Here is a 17,641-nt window from a genome sequence, read left to right as displayed (position 1 = left end):
CGGGTCACCGCAGGGCCGCGAGAGCCGATCTCGTCGCGTCCGCGATCAGCGGGTCGGTGGCGGGCGGCTGCGCGGCGCCCCGGTCGGTCATCACGGCCAGCACGATCGGGGCGCCCCGCGGCGGCCACAGCACGGCGATGTCGTTGCGGATGCCGGCGGTACTGCTGCCGGTCTTGTCGCCCACCCGCCAGCCGGCGGGGACGCCGGCCCGGATGTAGGCGCCGCCGGTGGTGTTGCCGCGCAGCAGGGCGGCGAACTGCGCCCGGCGGGCGGCCGGGAGGAGGTCGCCGAGGGCCAGTCGGCGGAGGTCGGTGCCGAAGGCGCGGGGGGAGCTGGTGTCCCGGGTGTCGCCCGGGGCGATGACGTTGAGGGCCGGCTCGGTACGGGCGGGGAGGCTGACCCGGTCGCCGAGGCCGCGGAGCGCCGCCGCCAGCCCTGACGGCCCGCCAAGCTCCTTGAGCAGCAGGTCGCCGGCGGTGTTGTCGCTGTACTGGACGGCGGCGGCGAGCACCGCCCGCAGCGGGAGCCCCTCGGCGAGGTGCTCCGAGGTCACCGGGGAGTGGGCGAGGAGGTCGGAACGGCGGTAGTGGAGCACGGTGCCGAGCCGGGCGTCGGTGGCCCGGGCCAGGATCAGCCCGGCGGCCAGCGCCTTGAAGGTGGAGCAGTACCCGAACCGCTCGTCTGCGCGGTAGGCGACGGCACGGCCGCTGCCGGTGTCCACGGCGTAGACGCCGAGCCGCGCCCGATAGCGCCGCTCCAGAGCGGCGAAGGCGGCGGCGGCCGCCGGGTGCTGTGGGGACGCGGCTGCGGGCGCGGAGGCCGCGGCGGAGGCGCCGCGCGCGGTGGCGTTCGCGGTGGCGTTCGCGGTGGCGTTCGCCCGGCCGCCCGGGATGCCGTCCGCGGCACCGTCGGCGCCGCTGCCGCTGCCGCCGCCGCAGCCGGTGAGCAGCAACCCGGCCGTCACCGCCAGGAGAACGATCGCTTTTCGCATCCCCACAGCCTGCCGTGATCGCCCGCGCCCACCAAGCCCGCCACGAGCCGCGTCCCGGGCCGGCGGCTCACATCACCGTGCCCAGGTGCCACGGCACGAACTCCTCCTCGCCGTAGTCGAGGCCCTCGCTCTTGGTCCGCTCGCCGGAGGCGACCGCCAATACCCGGCGGTAGATCTCCTCGCCGATCTCCTCGACGGTGGCCGAGCCGTCCGCGATGCCGCCCGCGTTGATGTCCATGTCCTCGGACATGTGCTCGTAGAGCGGAGTATTGGTGGCCAGCTTGAGGCTCGGCACCGGCGCGCAGCCGAACGCGGAGCCGCGGCCGGTGGTGAAGCAGACCAGGTTGGCCCCGCCGGCGACGATGCCGGTCACCGACACCGGGTCGTAGCCGGGGGTGTCCATGAAGACGAAGCCCTTGCTGCGTACCGGCTCCGCGTATTCGACGACGTCCGCGAGCGGGGTGGTGCCGCCCTTCGCGACGGCGCCGAGGGACTTCTCCAGGATGGTGGTCAGGCCGCCCTGCTTGTTGCCCGGCGAGGGGTTGTTGTCCATCGAGCCGCCGTGCCGCGCGGTGTACCCCCGCCACCAGTCGATCCGCTCCAGCAGGCGGCGGCCGACCGCCTCGCTGGCCGCGCGGCGGACCAGCATGTGCTCGGTGCCGTAGATCTCCGGGGTCTCGCCGACCACGCCGGTGCCGCCCTGGCGGACCAGCCGGTCCACGGCGTCGCCCAGCGCCGGGTTGGCGGTGAGGCCCGAATAGGAGTCCGAGCCGCCGCAGTTGGTGCCGAGGATCAGCCGGTCGGCGGGGACGGTGCTGCGGCGGGCGGAGTCCGCCTCCGGCAGCATCGCGGTGAGCGCGGCGACCCCGGCGGCCACCGTCTTGCGGGTGCCGCCCAACTCCTGGATGGTGCTGGTGACCAGCGGGAGCCCGGGGCGGAGCTCCAGGCCCTCGGTCAGCTCCCTGATCTGGTTGTCCTCGCAGCCGAGGCCGAGGACCAGGAAGCCGGCGAAGTTGGGGTGCCGGAGGTATCCGTGCATCACCCGGCGGAGCACCGCCATCCCCTCGCCGTCCGGGGCCATCCCGCAGCCCTGGCCGTGGGTGAGCGCGACCACCCCGTCCACGTGGGGGTAGTCGTCCAGCAGGCCGGAGAACCTGACCCGGGCGGCGATCTGCTTCGCGGCGGTGGCCGAGCAGTTGACGGTGGTGAGGACGCCGAGGAAGTTGCGGGTGCCGACGGAGCCGTCGGAGCGGACGTAGCCCTGGAAGGTGTCCCGCTCGGACTCCGGGACCAGCGGCACCTCGGCCGCGTCCACGGCGAACCGGTACTCGCGGTCGAACTCCCGGTACTCCAGGTTGTGGAGGTGGACGTGCTCCCCGGCGGCGATGTCCCGGGCGGCGAAGCCGATCACCTGCCCGTAGCGGAGGACGGGCTGACCCTCCGTCAGGTCCCTGAGGGCCACCTTGTGGCCGCGCGGGACGCCCCCGCCGGCCTCCTCCGGGGGATCCTCGGCGGCGATGGCGACGTCGTCCTCGTTCCTGAGCTGGATCAGTCGCTGCGGCATCGGACCTCCTCGACGGGCTTCGTTCGATATTTCGGACGGTGTCCGCTATCTTGCCGATCGCGGTCACGGTATCGATCCCGAAGGTGGTGCGCCATGCCCCGGCTCACTCCGGCCCTCGCCCGCGGTCTGGACATCCTGGAGCTCTTCCTGGAGCCCGGGGACGCGGACGCCGGCGCGTCCGGGCTGTCCGCCCCGGAGGTGGCCCGCGCCACCGGACTGCCCCGCACCACCGTCCACGAACTCCTCACCACCCTCTCCGCCCGCGGCTATCTCCGCAAGGACGAGCCCACCGGCCGCTTCCATCTCGGCCTCCGGGTCTTCCAGTTGGGCAACGCCTACGGGGAGCGGCTGGACCTGGTGACGGCGGGGCAGCGGATCGCCCGGGAGATCGCCGCCGAGTGCGGCGAGACGGTCAACGTCGGGGTGCTGGACGGGCCGGACGTGGTCTACATGGCGAAGGTGGAGAGCCGGCAGGCGGTGCGGATGGTGTCGGCGGTCGGCCGCCGGGTGCCGGCCTGCTGCACCGCCCTCGGCAAGGCGCTGATCGCCTACCAGCCGGACGACGTGGTGCGCGGGCTCTACCTGGGCGCGGAGGGCGGCCTGCCCCGGCTGACCGGCGCCTCGCTCACCGAACCCGACGCCCTGCTGGCCCAGTTGGCCGAGACCAGGCGGACCGGCCTGGCCTTCGAGTACGGCGAGTCCACCCCGCAGGTGAGTTGCGCGGCGGCGCCGGTGCGGGACCACCGGGGGTCGGTGGTCGCCTCGGTCAGCGTCTCGGTGCCGGACATGCGCTGGTCCCAGCGGGCGGCCGAGGAGTGGGCCGGGTTCGCGGTGGAGGGCGCCTCCCGGCTCTCCCGGCAGCTCGGGGCGCGCTGAGCGGCTCGGCTGGGGCGGGGCGGCACGGCAGGGGCGGCAGGGCAGGAGCAGGAGGAGGGGGCAGGGCGGCACGGCGGCGGGCCCCGGGCGGCTCCCTTGCGCGGTCTCCGGCGGCCGCCTATGTTCGGCCCCGGCCGTCCCATCCGCCGTACGCCGTTCGAGATTTCAGACGAGTCCGAGTCCTGACGACAAGGTGCCGCCCATGACCTCCGCGCCCGGCTCCCCCGACACGCTGTTCCGCACCGCCGACGGCTGGTTCGCCGTCACCGCCTCCGGCGGCACCGCCGTCCTCCCCGGCTCGCTCGGCGACCTCCTCGCGCTCCCCCGCGGGGAGTTCCACGCCCGCGTCGACTCCGCGCCGGCCGTCGACGGGGCGCCGGCCGGCGGCCCGCTCCTCGCCCCCGTCGACCCGGAGACCGAGATCTGGGCGGCCGGCGTCACCTACGAGACCTCGCGCTCCGCCCGGATGGAGGAGAGCGGCGAGCCGGACATCTACGACAAGGTCTACAGCGCCGAGCGGCCCGAGCTCTTCTTCAAGTCCACCGGCCGCCGCGCCTCGGGACCCGGCGGCCCGGTGGGCATCCGCGCGGACTCCGCCTGGAACGTGCCCGAGCCCGAACTCGCCCTGGTGCTCAACGCGTTCGGCGAGATCGTCGGCTACACCGCCTGCAACGACATGAGCTCCCGCTCGATCGAGGGCGAGAACCCCCTCTACCTGCCGCAGGCCAAGGTCTACCGGCACTCCTGCGCCGTCGGGCCGTGGATCCGGCTGGCCAGGGCCGTCCCGGCGCCGCGCTCCCTCGGCATCGCCTGCGAGATCCACCGGCCCGGCGCCGCGGAGCCGGTCTGGCGGGGCAGCGCCCACACCGGCTCACTCCACCGCGAGCTCACCGAGCTGGCGGAGCACCTCTTCCGCGCCGACGACCACCCGCGCGGCGTCCTCCTGGCCACCGGCACCTCGGCCGTCCCGGACTCCTCCTTCACCCTGCGGGCCGGAGACACGGTGGCCATCGAGATCGACTCGATCGGGCGGCTCAGCAACCCGGTGGTGACGGTGTGAGGGCCCCGGAGTCCGGCGTGGTGCCGGTCGTCCCCACCGCCTTCCACGAGGACGAGTCTCTCGATCTGGCCGGCACCGCCCGCGTCGTGGACCTCCTGATCGACGGCCAGGCCGACGCCCTCTGCGTGCTGGCCAACTTCTCCGAGCAGTTCTCCCTCACCGACGAGGAGCGGGACGCGGTCCTCCACACCGTCCTCGACCGCGCCGCCGGCCGGGTCCCGGTCGTCGTCACCGCGAGCCACTACAGCGCGCGGATCGCCGCCGCCCGCTGCCGGGAGGCGCAGCGGGCCGGGGCCGCGATGGCCATGCTGATGCCGCCGTTCTTCGGCGCGACCATGGCGGTGCCGCCGGCCGGCGTCCTCGACTGGTTCCGCACCGTCTCCGCGGCGGCCCCCGGGCTGCCGCTGATGGTCCAGGACGCCCCGCTCTCCCCCACCCGGCTGCCGGCCGACCTGATCGTCCGGCTCGCCGCCGAGGTCCCCGCGGTCACCCACGTCAAGATCGAGACCCCGGGCGCCGCCGACACCCTCCGCGCGCTGACCGAGGCCGCCGCCGACCGCCTCCCCGGCCGGTTCGACGGGGAGGAGGCGGTCACCCTCCTTCCCGATCTGGACGCCGGCGCCACCGGCACCATGTGCTCGGCCACGGCCCCGTACGAACTGGCCGCCGTCGTCCGCGCCCACCGCTCCGGCGACCGGCCGGCCGCCGCCCGTGCCTGGGAGGACCTCCTCCCCCTCCTCCACTTCGAGAACCGGCAGTGCGGACCGCGCGCGCAGAAGCACCTGCTGGCCGCGGCCGGCGTCATCGGCTCTCCCCGCACCCGCGCCCCGCTGGCCCCGCTGCATCCGGCCACGGCCGCCGCCCTCCTCGAACTCGCTCGCGCCCGCGACCTGTTCATCCTCAACTGGGCGAAGTGACCGCCAGGGAAGGAGCGGAACCATGGGCGAGGCCCCCGGGCCGGCAGCGGCGGAGCGGCCGCCCAGCCGGCGGATCGCACTGCTCGGCGGAGGCTTCTCCCTCGACGACGACGGCCTGCTGGACGACTGGCTGCCGGCGCAGACCCCGAACCCGCGCCCGAAGGTCTGCTTCCTCCCCACCGCCAGTGGCGACGCCGCCTCGTACGTCGACCGCTTCACCGCCGCCTTCGCGAGCCGCGACTGCGAGGCCTCCGTACTGCCGCTCTTCCAGCGGCAGTTGGACGACGCGGGGCTGCGTCGGCACCTCCTCTCCCAGGACGTGGTCTACGTCGGCGGCGGCAACACCGCGAACATGCCGGCGGTGTGGCGGGTGCACGGCGTGGACCGGCTGCTGGCCGAGGCGTACCGGGGCGGGACGCTGCTCTGCGGGATCAGCGCAGGTGCCAACTGCTGGGCGGAGGGCTCCCACACGGACTCCTTCGGCTCGCTGACCTTCCTCCCGGACGGCCTCGGGCTGCTGCCCGGCTCGGTCTGCCCGCACTACGACTCGGAGCCGGGCCGCCGCCCCTCCTACCGGCAGGCGGTGTCCACCGGGGCGCTGCCCGCCGGCTGGGCGCTGGACGACGGCGCGGCGGTCCTCTTCACGGACGAGCGGCCGACCGAGGCGGTGAGCCGGACGGCGGAGTCCCGGTCCTACCGGGTGGAGCCGGACGCCGGGCAGGGCGTCCTGGAGCGGCCCCTCCCCCACCGGGTGCTGGCCGCGGCCGAGCGGTAGGCGGCGGGCCGGGTCAGGGGTCCCAGTGCGGGTGTTCGGCCCGGGACCAGGCCCGGGAGGCCCGGCCGGTGCGCATGGCCCGGCGGGACTCCGGATGGGTGGCGGCCATCCAGACGTGGCCGATCACCAGGATGCCGGTGAGCAGCGCCAGCCAGTCGTGGACGAAGGTGGCGCCGGTCCGGTAGACCAGCGGCGCCAGGTGGGTGAACCACATCAGCAGCCCGGTGCCGAGCATCACCAGCGCCGCGCCCAGCACGAAGGCCGCGTACAGCTTCTGCCCGGCGTTGAACTTCCCCGCCGGGGGCGGCAGTTCGCGCGCCGAACGGCGGACGGCGCCGCGCAGCCAGCGCCGGTCGTGGTCGGTGAAGCGGTTGAGGATCCGCAGGTCCGCGCGGAGGGCGCGGCTGGCCAGGCCCAGCGCCAGCGGCACCGGCAGGGCGGCGCCGCACCACTCGTGGACGACCACCAGCAGCCTTCTGCGGCCCACGAGTTCGGCCAGGCCGGGGACATAGAGGAAGAGCGCGGTGACGATGCAGGTCATCATCAGCCAGGCGGTGGCCCGGTGCACCCAGCGCTCGGCGGCGCTGAACCGGAGGACGGTGCCCGTCCCCGGCGCCTCAGGAGGTCGGCTCATCGTCGCGCCCGTTGGAGCGGCCGACCCAGGCGTCGACGTCGTAGCCGTAGTGCTCCCAGTAGCCGGGCTGCACATGGTCCGTCACGGTGATCCCGGCCAGCCACTTCGCGGACTTGTAGAAGTACATCGGGGCCGCGTAGAGCCGCACCGGGCCGCCGTGGGCGTCGCTCACCGGGCGGTCGTTCATGGCGTAGGCCACCATCATGTCCGGGCGTCGGGCCTGGTCCAGGGTCAGGCTCTCGGTGTAGACGCCGTCGTAGCAGATGAAGCGGAGGGCCCGGGCGCCCGGGCGGACGCCGGCCCGGTCCAGGAGATCGGAGAGGCGGACGCCGGTGAAGGCGGTCCGCGGCACCCGCCAGCCGGTGACGCACTGCACGTCCCGCACCAGCCGGGTCGGGGGCAGCGCCTTGAGCTGGTCCAGCGACAGGGTCAGCGGCCGGTCCACCAGCCCGGAGACGGTGAGGGTGTACGCGGCGGGCGAGCGGTGCGGGATGGAGTCGGCGACCGAGTAGAACTCGAAGCCCCCGCCCGGGATCAGCCCCGTGACCCCGGTCGGGTCGTGCGACTCGACCCCGGCGAGCGCGTTGTCCAGCCCGTTCTGCAGGGCGGACCCGGTGGCCACCCCGACCGCCCCGAGCCCGAGGAGGCCGAGGACCACCCGCCGGCCGACGGGCGCGCCGGCCGGCCTCCCCGGCGCCTCGGCGCGGTCGGACCCGCGCCCGGCCGTGCCGTCTGCGCGCTCGTCCCCCGGATCGTCCGATCCCGCCGAGGCACCGGGTTCCCTGTCCCTCGCCATACGCCGATTCGACCACCCTCCGGGGCCGACCGCCAGGCCCTTCGGCGGTTCCGGGCGATACGTCAGCGATCCGTAATCTCTGCCGGCGAGGGATCCTCCCCCGGCGCGGCCGGAGCGTTCTCCGCGCGGTCGAGGGCGGCCAGCCGGCCGCTCAGCGCCCGGTACTCGGCCAGCCGGCCGCCGGAGGCCTCCTCGCCCCGCGGCTCGTCGCCCAGCGGCGAGGGCGCGTGGACGCCCCAGGCCAGCCGGTACGCCAGCACATCCGAGGCGAGCCGCTCCCAACTGCCGCTCGGGCGCGGGCGCGGGCCCGGATAGAAGGTCTCCCAGAACCACAGCGGCGGCACCGCGCCGGACGTACAGGCCTGCTCGATCCGCCGCTCGGCGACCTCCAGCAGGCGCGCCCTGGCCGCCTCGGCCGCCGCACGCAGGGCGGCCGTGCTGGCCCGGGCCTGCTTGTCCCGGTCCAGGCGCTGCTGGGCCTGGCGGGCGGGCTCCCGCAGCCGCTGCTCCTCCGCGGCGGCCTTCCGCAGCCGGGCGTGCTGCTGCTCGAACTCCCGCAGCGCGCGCCGGTACCGGCCGGCCGGGCGGGGGGAGTCCGCGCCGGGCGCGGTGGCCAGCGCGCCGGCCGCGGCGGACGCGCCGGCGACCCGCTCATGGGCGGCGCGCCAGGCCCGCTGATGGCGCTCGACCTCGGCGGCGGCCCGTTCCCTGGCCGGCTCGTCCAGGAGGTCGTCCGCGCTGCGGCGGCCGGTGTGGATGGTGTCGCGGAGGCTGAGCACGGTGTCGTCCGAGTGGTCGAGGTCGACCTCGTGGGCGCCCGAGCGGATCCGGCCGGTGCGTTCCAGCCATTCCAGCCGGGGCTCCAGCCGGTCCATCCGGCGGGCGGTGTCGCGCAGCCGCGCCTCGTATCCGGAGACCCGGCGGGTGAGTTCGGCGGCCTGGGCGCGGAACCGTTCGAGCTCGGCCTCCAGCCGGTCGTTCTGCTCGGTGAACGCGGCCTGCCGGGCGGCGGCCTCCCGGGTGCGGGCGGCCTCCTCGCGCTCGGTGGCGGCCCGCTCCGCGGCGTCGACCTTGGCGCCGAGGTCGGCGGCCAGCCGGCGGGGCAGCCCGTCGAGTTCGGCGAGGGCGTTCTCGGCGGACTTCAGCCGGGTCTCGGCGGTGGAGAGGCGGAGGGTGGTCTCCCGGGAGCGGACCTCGGCGGAGAGGGTGTCCATCCGCTGCTGGAGCTCGGCCAGGTCGCGCTGGAGGAGGCCGAAGAGCCGGCGCGCGGAGTCCCCGGCGGAGTCCGCGCCGCCCCGGGCGGAGCCGCCGCCGACCCGCTCCGAGCGGCCGAAGTCGGGGCGGGGGCGGGCGGTTTCCGGACGGCCCGGGTCGGGGCGTCCCGGGTCGGGACGGCTCGGGTCGGGACGGCCCGGATCGGGACGGCCCGGGTCGGGACGGCCCGGGTCGGGGCGTCCGGCGTCGGGACGGAGGGCGTCGGGACGGAGGGCGTCGGGGCGCGCGGTGTCCGGGCGGGCGGTCCCCGGGCGGGCGGTCTCCGGGCGGGCGGTCTCCGGGCGGGCGGTCTCCGGGCGCGGGCGGGGCACGCGGGCGATCGGGCCGGGGGGCTGGGCGGAGGCGGGGCCGGGACGATCGCGGTCGCGGTCGCGGTGGCGGTCGCGCTCACCGCCTCCGTCGCGGCCCGGCTCCCGGCCGGCGTCCGGATCGTGATCCCGGTCGAAGCGCTGCTCGTCGGAGCTCATGCGTCGGCCTCCTTGGAAGCGGCGGCGGAGGACGGGGAGGCAGGGGTGCCGGCGGCTCCGGAGGCCGCGGCGGCGGGGAGGCGGACCGGTTCGGCCGAGTCCGGCGGCTCCGCGCCGGAGTCCCGGCGGCCGACGAACCACTCGCCGAAGAGGCCGGCCAGGTAGCCGAGTGCGCCCACCGCCCCCAGCACCACGGCGACCAGCGCCGGCGCGGAGCCGTCCACCCAGGCCCACACCCCCGCCGCCAGCGCGGCGACCAGCAGCCCGAGCGCACCGCCCCGGCGCCAGAGATGGCGGGCCCCGGAGCCGACCCGCCCGGCCGCGAGCACCTCGTACAGGCCGCCGGCCAGCAGCAGGCCCGCCGGGCCGATCCGCCACAGCTCCGTCAGTCCGGCCGCCGCGAGGGCGATCTGAAGGAGGGTCAGCACGCAGACCACGGCACCGGCCGCCCGGAGCGCCAGCACGCTGCGCCGCCGCGCCGGCCGGTCCAGCCGGAGCGCGGTGGCGCGCTCCCAGGCGGCCAGCTCCGCGGCCTCGCGCAGCAGGGCGTCCAGGGCGCGGGGGGAGCCTCCCCCGGCCTCCCGGTGGGCGGCGGCGATCCGCGCCCGGCGCGCGGCCCGCTGCTCTACTACGGCGTCCACGGCGGCACCCGCACCCGCGTCGGCGTCGGCGCCGGCGCTCGCGACCACGGTCGCGCTTGAGCCGGCACGGGAGGTCAGGCCGGCTCCCCGGCCCGGGAGTTCGGCCGCCGAGCCGGTGGCGCCACCCGGCCCCGCCGGGTCTCCGGCGCCGCCGTCCGGGCCGCCGCCGGGGTCGCTCCCCGCGCCGCCGGCGGCGTCAGGCTCTCGCTCGGCCACGTCCTCCACACCCCTTCTGCACGCCTCGTCACTCCAGCGCTGATCCGTCTTCAAAGCCCCGCATTCTTGTATGGACGACCGGCGGAGGGCCAGTCGGGATTGTGTGCGATCGATTCACGGCGGCCTCCGCGGCGCCGCCGCGCCGCCCCCGCGCGCCGCCCGCGCCCCGCCCGCGCAGCAGGCGGAATTCCCCTCCGAGGGCGTTCACCGGGCAAGATGGGCGGGTGACCCTTATCGACCGCCTCCCCCAGAGCCCCACGCCCGACGACCTGTTCGAGTCCTTCTCCACCTGGGCCCAGGAGGAGCGAGGGGTCACCCTCTATCCGGCCCAGGAGGAGGCGCTGATCGAGGTGGTCTCGGGATCGAACGTGATCCTTAACACACCGACCGGCTCGGGCAAGTCACTGGTGGCCGCGGGCGCGCACTACGCCGCCCTGGCCGAGGGCCGCCGCACCTTCTACACCGCCCCGATCAAGGCCCTGGTCTCGGAGAAGTTCTTCGACCTGATCAAGATGTTCGGCTCCTCGAACGTCGGGATGATGACCGGCGACGCCTCGGTCAACCCGACCGCCCCGATCATCTGCTGCACCGCCGAGGTGCTGGCCTCGATCGCCCTGCGCGACGGCCGGCTGGCCGATGTCGGCCAGGTGGTGATGGACGAGTTCCACTTCTACGCCGATCCCGACCGCGGCTGGGCCTGGCAGGTGCCGCTGATCGAGCTGCCGCAGGCGCAGTTCGTGCTGATGTCGGCGACCCTCGGCGACGTCCGCCGCTTCGAGAGCGACCTCACCCGCCGCACCGGCCGCCCGACCACCACCGTCGCCAACGCGACCCGCCCGGTCCCGCTCTTCTACGAGTACCGGCGCACCACCCTCCACGACACCCTGGAGGACCTCCTCTCCTCCGACCGCGCCCCGGTCTACGTGGTGCACTTCACCCAGGCCGCGGCGGTCGAGCGGGCCCAGTCGCTGATGTCCATCAACATGTGCACCCGGGCGGAGAAGGAGGAGATCTCCAAGCTGATCGGCAACTTCCGCTTCACCACCAAGTTCGGCCGCAACCTGTCCCGCTACGTCCGGCACGGGATCGGCGTCCACCACGCGGGGATGCTGCCCAAGTACCGGCGCCTGGTGGAACGGCTGGCCCAGGCGGGCCTCCTCAAGGTGATCTGCGGTACGGACACCCTCGGCGTGGGCGTCAACGTCCCGATCCGGACCGTCCTCTTCACGGCACTGTCGAAATACGACGGCCGGCGGGTGCGGGTGCTCCGCGCCCGCGAGTTCCACCAGATCGCCGGCCGGGCCGGCCGGGCCGGCTTCGACGAGGTCGGCTACGTCGAGGCGCAGGCCCCCGAGCATGTGGTGGAGAACGAGAAGGCGCTGGCCAAGGCCGGTGACGACCCCAAGAAGCGGCGCAAGGTGGTCCGCAAGAAGCCGCCCGAGGGCTTCGTCAACTGGAGCGACGAGACCTTCAAGAGGCTGACCGAGGCCGAACCGGAACCGCTGGTCTCCCGGTTCAAGGTGAGCAACCTGATGCTCCTCTCGGTCATCAACCGGCCGGGCAACGCCTTCGAGGCGATGCGCCACCTCCTCACCGAGAACGACGACGACCGCCGCGCCCAGCGCCGGCACATCCGCGAGGCCATCGCGATCTACCGCTCGCTGCTGGACGCCGGAGTCGTCGAGCGCCTGGACGAACCGGACGAGACCGGACGTTTCGTCCGCCTCACCGTCGACCTCCAGTCGGACTTCTCGCTCACCCAGCCGCTCTCCACCTTCGCCCTCTCCGCCTTCGAGCTCCTCGACCCGGAGTCCCCGACCTACGCGCTGGACGTCCTCTCCGTCGTCGAGTCCACCCTGGACGACCCGCGGCAGATCCTGGTCGCCCAGGAGCACAAGGCCAAGGGCGAGGCGGTGGCCGCGATGAAGGCCGAGGGCATCGAGTACGAGGAGCGGATGGAGCGGCTGGAGGAGATCTCCTACCCCAAGCCGCTGGAAGAGCTGCTCGAGCACGCGTACGACGTCTACCGCCGCGCCCACCCGTGGATCGGCGACCACCCGCTGCGGCCGAAGTCGGTCGCCCGCGACCTCTACGAGCGGGCCATGACCTTCGTCGACTACGTCGGCTTCTACGAGCTGCCGCGCACCGAGGGCCTGGTGCTGCGCTACCTCGCCTCCGCGTACCGGGCGCTGCAGCACGCCGTCCCCGAGGACACCAAGAACGACGACCTCCGCGACCTCATCGAGTGGCTGGGCGAACTGGTCCGCCAGGTCGACTCCTCGCTGCTGGACGAGTGGGAGAAGCTGGCCAATCCGGAGGACGAGGAGGACGCCACCGACGAGGAGGGCACCCCGCTCGACGACAAGCCGGCGCCGGTCACCGCCAACCCGCGGGCCTTCCGGGTGCTGGTGCGGAACGCGATGTTCCGCCGGGTCGAGCTGGCCGCGCTGGAGGAGTACGAGCAGCTCGCCGAGCTGGAGGAGGAGAGCGGCGGCTGGGACGCGGACCGCTGGGCGGACGCGATGGACGGCTACTGGGACGAGTACGACGAGATCCGCACCGGACCCGACGCCCGCGGCCCGCATCTGCTGCGGATCGACGAGGAGTCCACGCAGGGCGCGTGGCTGGTCCGCCAGGCCTTCGACGACCCCGAGGGCGACCACGACTGGGGGATCACCGCGGAGGTCGACCTCCACTCCTCCGACGAGGAGGGCCGCGCGGTGATCCGCGTCACCGGCGTCAACCGGCTCTCGAAGCTGTAAGCCGCGCGCGACCGCCCCGGACGCAGCGCCGCAGGCGCGCGTAAGGGGCGCGGGGAACTGCGCGCCCAGCCCGCTACGGCGCCGCACCCGGCAACGGCTACCGGGTTGCAACCCGAACTCCGCCGCCGGCCGCGGACCGTTAGCGGCGGGCCGCGCAGTTCCCCGCGCCCCTTGATTCGCCCTCCGGGCGTCATCGCGGGGCGCAGGGCGGCAGCCCCGGGAAACGAGGAAAGGGCGGGGTCGGGGAAGAAGCCTGGGCCGGCCGGGTAAGGTTAGCCTCACCTGCCCACCACCCCCGCCGGGAGACCCATGCCCGCGCCCGCCGCGCCGCCCGCCGCGCCCCCCGCGAGGCCCCGGCCCGCCGCCGCCCCGCGCAGCAGCACCCGCCGCCGCGCGGCCTGGCTGCTCGCCGCCGCCGCACTGCTGCTGCTCGCCGCGCTGCTCAGCCTCGCCGTCGGCAGCCGCGCCATCCCGCCCGGCGACGTCCTCAACGCCCTCTTCCACGGCGGGAGTTCGAACGACGCCCTGGTCGTCCGCTCCCTCCGGCTGCCCCGCACCGTCGTCGGACTGGTCGTCGGCGCCTCGCTCGCCATGGCCGGCACGGTGATGCAGGGCATCACCCGCAACCCGATCGCCGAGCCCGGCATCCTCGGGGTCTCGCAGGGCGCCGCCGCCGGCGTCGTCCTCGCCATCTCGGCCTTCGGCATCGGCTCCCTCGTCGGCTACGTCTGGTTCGGCTTCGCCGGGGCCGTCCTCGCCGCCCTCCTGGTCTACGGACTGGCCGGCCGGGGGCGCGCCGCCTCGACCACCCCGGTCCGCCTCGCCCTGGCCGGCTCGGCCTTCTCGGCCTTCGTCGCCTCCCTGATCACCGCCGTGCTGACCACCCAGTCCGCCACCCTGGACCGCTTCCGCTTCTGGCAGGTGGGCGCGCTGGGCAGCGCCACCGGCGAGGTGGCCTGGCAGCTGCTGCCCTTCCTTCTGGTCGGCGCGGTCCTGGTGTTCTCCGTCGCCGGAGGGCTCGACGCCCTCGCCCTCGGCGAGGACGCGGCCCGTTCGCTCGGCCGCAGGGTCGGCGGCGTTCGGGCCGTGGGCGCGCTCGGCGCGACCGTGCTGACCGGCGCCTCGGTCGCCGCGGCCGGCCCGATCGCCTTCGTCGGACTTGCCGTTCCGCATGCCGCGCGGGCGCTGGTCGGCGCCTCCCACCGCTGGGTGCTGGCCATGTCGGCCCTCCTCGGACCCTCGCTGCTGCTCCTCGCCGACGTCGCCGGCCGCGTCCTGTTCCCGCCGTCGGAGGTCCCGGCCGGGGTGATGACCGCGCTGATCGGAGTTCCCGTGCTGGTGTTCCTGGTCCGCCGCCGGGCGGTGGTCGCGTCGTGAGCGCCGACGTCCGAGAGCCGGCGGTCCGCCCCGCCGGCTACGCCCTCACCCGGCGCGGCCGGGCCTCCTTCCTGACCCACCGCCGCTCCCTCCTCCTCGCCTCCAGCCTGCTGGTGCTGCTGGCGGCGGCGATGCTCCTCTCCCTCTGCGTCGGCGAGACCCTGGTCGCCCCCTCCCATGCGCTCAGGGTCGTTCTCGGCGGCCAGGACCCCGACGGCTTCACCGTCGGCACCCTCCGCCTCCCCCGGGTGGTCCTCGGCGCGCTCGTCGGCGCCGCCTTCGGCGTCTCCGGAGCGCTGGTGCAGACGGTCGCCCGCAACCCGCTGGCCAGCCCGGACGTGATCGGCATCAGCCACGGCGCCTCGGCGGTGACGGTGGGCCTCCTCGCGTACGGGGTGGTGGACGACACCGCGGAGGCCGCGCTGGCCGCCGTGGCCGGCGGCGTCGCCACCGCCGCGCTGGTCTGGGGCACGGCCTGGCGGCGCGGGATCAACGCGCAGCGCTTCGTGCTGATCGGGGTGGGCATCAGCATCGCCCTCGGCGCGGTCACCCAGCTCTTCCTGACCAAGGGCGACGCCCTGCAGGCCGAGCAGGCCAAGGTGTGGATGTCCGGCAGCCTCAATGGGGCGGTCTGGTCGCAGTCCTGGCCGGTGCTCGGCGTGCTGGCGGTGGTCGCCTGCGCGCTGCCGTGGGCTGCCCGGGCCCAACGCGTGGTCGGTCTTGACGACTTGACGGCGACCTCGCTGGGCGTCCGGCTGGGGCGCAGCCGCCTCGGTCTGGCCGCGCTGGGCGTGCTGGCCGCCTCGATCGCGGTCGGGGCGTCGGGGCCGGTGGACTTCGTGGCCCTGGTCGCTCCGCAGGTGGCCCTGCGACTGGCGCGGACCGCGCAGATCCCGCTGGCCTCCTCGGCGCTGGGCGGGGCGCTGCTGGTGGTGCTGGCGGACCTGCTGGCCAGGACGGCGCTGGACCCGACGGAGCTGCCGGTGGGGGTGGTGACCGCGTTCATCGGCGCGCCGTATCTGATGTGGCTGCTCGTCAGGGGGCGGCCGGGACAGGCCAGTCGAGGATGATGTTAGGTTAGTCTTACCTAACTGACAGCCGGGTCTTCTCGCGGGCCCGGCCCCCCCTGCCGAGGAGTCGTGCCCCGTGGAGCAGCAGCGCCGCCGCAGCGGAAGCCACAGCCGAAGCCGCCGCCGTAGCCGTCGCATCGTCGCCGGAACCGCGGCGGCCGCGGCCGCCGCCGTCGTCCTCACCGCCTGCGGCTCGTCCGGCTCCAGCGCGGACGGCGGCGCCGGCGGCGGCAGTGCCGGCAGCGGCGCCGGGGACCGGGCGGTCGCCCAGGGCAGCAAGGGGTTCGGCACCGCCGGGCAGCTCAGCGCCGCCTTCGGCACCACCGCGAAGGCCGGGCAGTTCCCGCGGACGATCAAGCAGGCGATGGGGAGCACCGTCATCGAGTCCCGGCCCGAGCGGGTGGTGGTGCTGGACGTCGGCGAGCTCGACAACGTGGTCTCGCTGGGCGTCAAGCCGGTCGGCGTGGCCTACACCGACGGCTCCCAGAAGATGCCGAGCTACCTCAAGGCGAAGGCCGGCACGCCGAAGTCGGTCGGCACCATCGACAACCTCAACCTAGAGGCCATCGCCGGCCTCCACCCCGACCTGATCCTGGGCAGCAAGCTGCGCGCCGGCGGCCAGTACAAGACGCTGTCGCAGATCGCGCCGACCGTCTTCTCGGTCCGCCCCGGCTACACCTGGAAGCAGAACTTCCTGCTGAACGCGGCCGCGCTGGACAGGACCGCGCAGGCGGAGTCCGAACTCAGCGCCTACCAGCGGAAGGCGCAACAGGTCGGCGCCGCGGTCAAGCGGCACAACGGCGGCCGGATGCCGACCATCTCGATGCTGCGCTTCATGCCGGACCGGATCCGGCTCTACGCGAACAAGTCCTTCATCGGCACCATCCTGCAGGACACCGGCCTGCCCCGGCCGAAGAACCAGGACGTGGACGAGCTGGCGGTGGAGACCAGCCCGGAGAACATCGACCAGGCCGACGCGGACTGGATCTTCACCGGCGTCTACGGCCCCGCCGACCAGACCAAGCAGTCGCAGACCCGGAACAGCCCGCTGTGGAGGAACCTCTCCGCCGTCAAGGCCGGCCACGCCGTCGACGTCCCGGACGAGACCTGGTACCTGGGCCTGGGCGTCACCGCGGCCGACTCGGTCCTCGACGACCTCCAGAAGCACCTGGGCTGACCTCGCCTGACGGCGTATCGCATGCGCTAGGTTCTAGCCCATGACCACCAGCAGCGGCGTGAGCGCCGGCGGCATCGAGCGGATAGGCCCGTCCAGCACCGCGGACGAGCGGCGGACGCTGCGCGAGTTCCTGGACTTCCACCGCGCCACCCTCGCGCTGAAGTGCGACGGGCTGACCGACGAGCAGCTGCGCCGGCGCGCCTGCCCGCCCTCCACGCTGTCCCTCCTCGGCCTCCTCCGGCACATGGCGGAGGTCGAGCGGACCTGGTTCCGGATCGTCTTCGCCGGGGAGAGCGAACTGCCGCTGGTCTGGTCCGACTCGATGGACTACCAGGCCGCCTACGAGCCGGGCGACTGCACCTGGCAGGAGGCCTTCGCCGCCTGGCAGGCCGAGGTCGGGCACGCCCGCCGGATCGAGCGCGAGGCGGCCTCGCTGGACGTCACCGTGCACGCCGAGCGCTGGGGCGAGGACGTCTCGCTCCGCCACATCCTCAACCATCTGGTGCACGAGTACGCCCGGCACAACGGGCACGCCGACCTCCTCCGCGAGGCCGTGGACGGAACGGTGGGCGTCTGATGACCCTCCCTCAGCTCGCCCTCCACCTCCACCTCCGGGCCGTCACCCCGGAGGAGCTGGCGGACCTCCAGGACGACTACACCGAGCTGGTCGACTTCATGCTGGACGCCTGGGAGGACCACGAGGAGGAGACCGAGGACGGCATCGCCACCTCCCTCTGCCGCAACTCCCACCGGATCGCCCGGATGTACGGCCCGGGCGACGGCGAACTCCCCGTCTACGGCGGCCGCTCCTACCCCGACCCGGAGGACGTCGACCCGCCGGTCCTGGTCCTCGACCCCACCGAGGTCCGCCGCGCCGCCGCCTTCCTCTCCGCCTTCCCGATAGACGAACTCACGGCCCAGCGCCGCGAATTGGGTCTGGACGAGGAGGACGACCTGGACACCCACGAAGACCTCCTCGACTTCTACCTGGACGCCGCCGACTCCGGCGACGCCGTGATCAAGGCCTTCTGGCTCTGAGCCGG

16 protein-coding genes are annotated in these 17,641 nt (G+C 74.7%); 10 read left to right on the top strand and 6 right to left on the bottom strand.

The window, feature by feature from the left end; genetic code table 11:
* Positions 1-4 precede the first annotated feature (4 nt).
* Together bla and BS73_RS29945 are read right to left on the bottom strand one after the other, a co-directional pair.
* Entirely contained in the window at positions 5-991 is a 987-nt protein-coding gene (bla, locus tag BS73_RS29950) for a class A beta-lactamase (RefSeq protein ID WP_084704453.1), read from the bottom strand.
* A gap of 67 nt (positions 992-1,058) precedes the next feature.
* Entirely contained in the window at positions 1,059-2,555 is a 1,497-nt protein-coding gene (locus tag BS73_RS29945; protein ID WP_037577597.1) for a UxaA family hydrolase, read from the bottom strand.
* 93 nt (positions 2,556-2,648) lie between these two features.
* Between BS73_RS29945 and BS73_RS29940 the strand changes: the two genes are divergently transcribed.
* The 4 genes from BS73_RS29940 (at position 2,649) to BS73_RS29925 (ending at position 6,183) form a co-directional block, all read left to right on the top strand.
* Complete coding sequence (locus BS73_RS29940) at positions 2,649-3,431, top strand: IclR family transcriptional regulator (protein WP_037577596.1); 783 nt, start codon at positions 2,649-2,651, stop codon at positions 3,429-3,431.
* Positions 3,432-3,633: 202 nt separating this feature from the next.
* Positions 3,634-4,491, top strand: coding sequence for a fumarylacetoacetate hydrolase family protein (locus BS73_RS29935; protein ID WP_084704452.1), 858 nt, complete (start codon positions 3,634-3,636; stop codon positions 4,489-4,491).
* Complete coding sequence (locus BS73_RS29930) at positions 4,488-5,408, top strand: dihydrodipicolinate synthase family protein (RefSeq protein WP_037577595.1); 921 nt, start codon at positions 4,488-4,490, stop codon at positions 5,406-5,408. The genes BS73_RS29935 and BS73_RS29930 overlap by 4 nt, the downstream gene beginning before the upstream one ends.
* A gap of 22 nt (positions 5,409-5,430) precedes the next feature.
* Complete coding sequence (locus BS73_RS29925) at positions 5,431-6,183, top strand: Type 1 glutamine amidotransferase-like domain-containing protein (RefSeq protein WP_051941131.1); 753 nt, start codon at positions 5,431-5,433, stop codon at positions 6,181-6,183.
* A 13-nt stretch (positions 6,184-6,196) separates the two neighbouring features.
* Here the strand turns inward: BS73_RS29925 and BS73_RS29920 are convergent, their stop codons facing one another.
* The 4 genes from BS73_RS29920 to BS73_RS38450 all read right to left on the bottom strand — a co-directional run bounded on the left by BS73_RS29920 (position 6,197) and on the right by BS73_RS38450 (position 10,212).
* Positions 6,197-6,817, bottom strand: coding sequence for a cytochrome b/b6 domain-containing protein (locus tag BS73_RS29920; RefSeq protein WP_037577594.1), 621 nt, complete (start codon positions 6,815-6,817; stop codon positions 6,197-6,199).
* Positions 6,801-7,613, bottom strand: coding sequence for a molybdopterin-dependent oxidoreductase (locus BS73_RS29915; RefSeq protein ID WP_084704451.1), 813 nt, complete (start codon positions 7,611-7,613; stop codon positions 6,801-6,803). The genes BS73_RS29920 and BS73_RS29915 overlap by 17 nt, the downstream gene beginning before the upstream one ends.
* A gap of 62 nt (positions 7,614-7,675) precedes the next feature.
* Positions 7,676-9,355, bottom strand: coding sequence for a coiled-coil domain-containing protein (locus BS73_RS29910; RefSeq protein ID WP_037577593.1), 1,680 nt, complete (start codon positions 9,353-9,355; stop codon positions 7,676-7,678).
* Positions 9,352-10,212, bottom strand: a complete 861-nt coding sequence (locus BS73_RS38450) for a hypothetical protein (protein WP_161789718.1) — start codon at positions 10,210-10,212, stop codon at positions 9,352-9,354. The genes BS73_RS29910 and BS73_RS38450 overlap by 4 nt, the downstream gene beginning before the upstream one ends.
* A gap of 224 nt (positions 10,213-10,436) precedes the next feature.
* Here BS73_RS38450 and BS73_RS29900 point away from each other — a divergent pair, with 224 nt between their 5' ends.
* From BS73_RS29900 to BS73_RS29875, 6 genes are all read left to right on the top strand, one after another.
* Positions 10,437-12,974: a DEAD/DEAH box helicase gene (locus BS73_RS29900; protein WP_037577591.1), complete on the top strand. Its 2,538-nt coding sequence runs from the start codon at positions 10,437-10,439 to the stop codon at positions 12,972-12,974.
* 309 nt (positions 12,975-13,283) lie between these two features.
* The gene (locus BS73_RS29895) at positions 13,284-14,351 is read left to right on the top strand and encodes a FecCD family ABC transporter permease (protein ID WP_037577590.1); all 1,068 of its coding nucleotides are present in this window, start codon (positions 13,284-13,286) and stop codon (positions 14,349-14,351) included.
* On the top strand, positions 14,348-15,421 hold the full coding sequence (locus tag BS73_RS29890) for a FecCD family ABC transporter permease (protein ID WP_037577589.1): 1,074 nt from the start codon (positions 14,348-14,350) through the stop codon (positions 15,419-15,421). Before BS73_RS29895 ends, BS73_RS29890 begins: the two co-directional genes overlap by 4 nt.
* Positions 15,422-15,497: 76 nt before the next feature.
* Entirely contained in the window at positions 15,498-16,598 is a 1,101-nt protein-coding gene (locus BS73_RS29885) for an ABC transporter substrate-binding protein (protein WP_051941130.1), read from the top strand.
* 40 nt (positions 16,599-16,638) lie between these two features.
* A complete protein-coding gene (locus BS73_RS29880) occupies positions 16,639-17,175 on the top strand; it encodes a DinB family protein (protein ID WP_051941128.1) in 537 nt (178 codons plus the stop codon).
* Complete coding sequence (locus BS73_RS29875) at positions 17,175-17,636, top strand: DUF1877 family protein (RefSeq protein WP_037577588.1); 462 nt, start codon at positions 17,175-17,177, stop codon at positions 17,634-17,636. The genes BS73_RS29880 and BS73_RS29875 overlap by 1 nt, the downstream gene beginning before the upstream one ends.
* The last annotated feature ends 5 nt before the right edge of the window (positions 17,637-17,641 follow it).

The organism is Phaeacidiphilus oryzae TH49 (assembly GCF_000744815.1).
In the GTDB taxonomy this organism is placed as follows: Bacteria; Actinomycetota; Actinomycetes; order Streptomycetales; family Streptomycetaceae; genus Phaeacidiphilus; species Phaeacidiphilus oryzae.
The sequence above is the reverse complement of the archived record's forward strand: the minus strand, read 5'-3'. Positions and strand labels throughout refer to the sequence as shown.

What these genes read in the sequence shown, in the direction of transcription:
- bla (WP_084704453.1), bottom strand. Translation starts at nt 991, where the DNA reads ATGCGAAAAGCGATCGTTCTCCTGGCGGTGACGGCCGGGTTGCTGCTC.
- BS73_RS29945 (WP_037577597.1), bottom strand. Translation starts at nt 2,555, where the DNA reads ATGCCGCAGCGACTGATCCAGCTCAGGAACGAGGACGACGTCGCCATC.
- BS73_RS29940 (WP_037577596.1), top strand. Translation starts at nt 2,649, where the DNA reads ATGCCCCGGCTCACTCCGGCCCTCGCCCGCGGTCTGGACATCCTGGAG.
- BS73_RS29935 (WP_084704452.1), top strand. Translation starts at nt 3,634, where the DNA reads ATGACCTCCGCGCCCGGCTCCCCCGACACGCTGTTCCGCACCGCCGAC.
- BS73_RS29925 (WP_051941131.1), top strand. Translation starts at nt 5,431, where the DNA reads ATGGGCGAGGCCCCCGGGCCGGCAGCGGCGGAGCGGCCGCCCAGCCGG.
- BS73_RS29920 (WP_037577594.1), bottom strand. Translation starts at nt 6,817, where the DNA reads ATGAGCCGACCTCCTGAGGCGCCGGGGACGGGCACCGTCCTCCGGTTC.
- BS73_RS29915 (WP_084704451.1), bottom strand. Translation starts at nt 7,613, where the DNA reads ATGGCGAGGGACAGGGAACCCGGTGCCTCGGCGGGATCGGACGATCCG.
- BS73_RS29910 (WP_037577593.1), bottom strand. Translation starts at nt 9,355, where the DNA reads ATGAGCTCCGACGAGCAGCGCTTCGACCGGGATCACGATCCGGACGCC.
- BS73_RS29895 (WP_037577590.1), top strand. Translation starts at nt 13,284, where the DNA reads ATGCCCGCGCCCGCCGCGCCGCCCGCCGCGCCCCCCGCGAGGCCCCGG.
- BS73_RS29880 (WP_051941128.1), top strand. Translation starts at nt 16,639, where the DNA reads ATGACCACCAGCAGCGGCGTGAGCGCCGGCGGCATCGAGCGGATAGGC.
- BS73_RS29875 (WP_037577588.1), top strand. Translation starts at nt 17,175, where the DNA reads ATGACCCTCCCTCAGCTCGCCCTCCACCTCCACCTCCGGGCCGTCACC.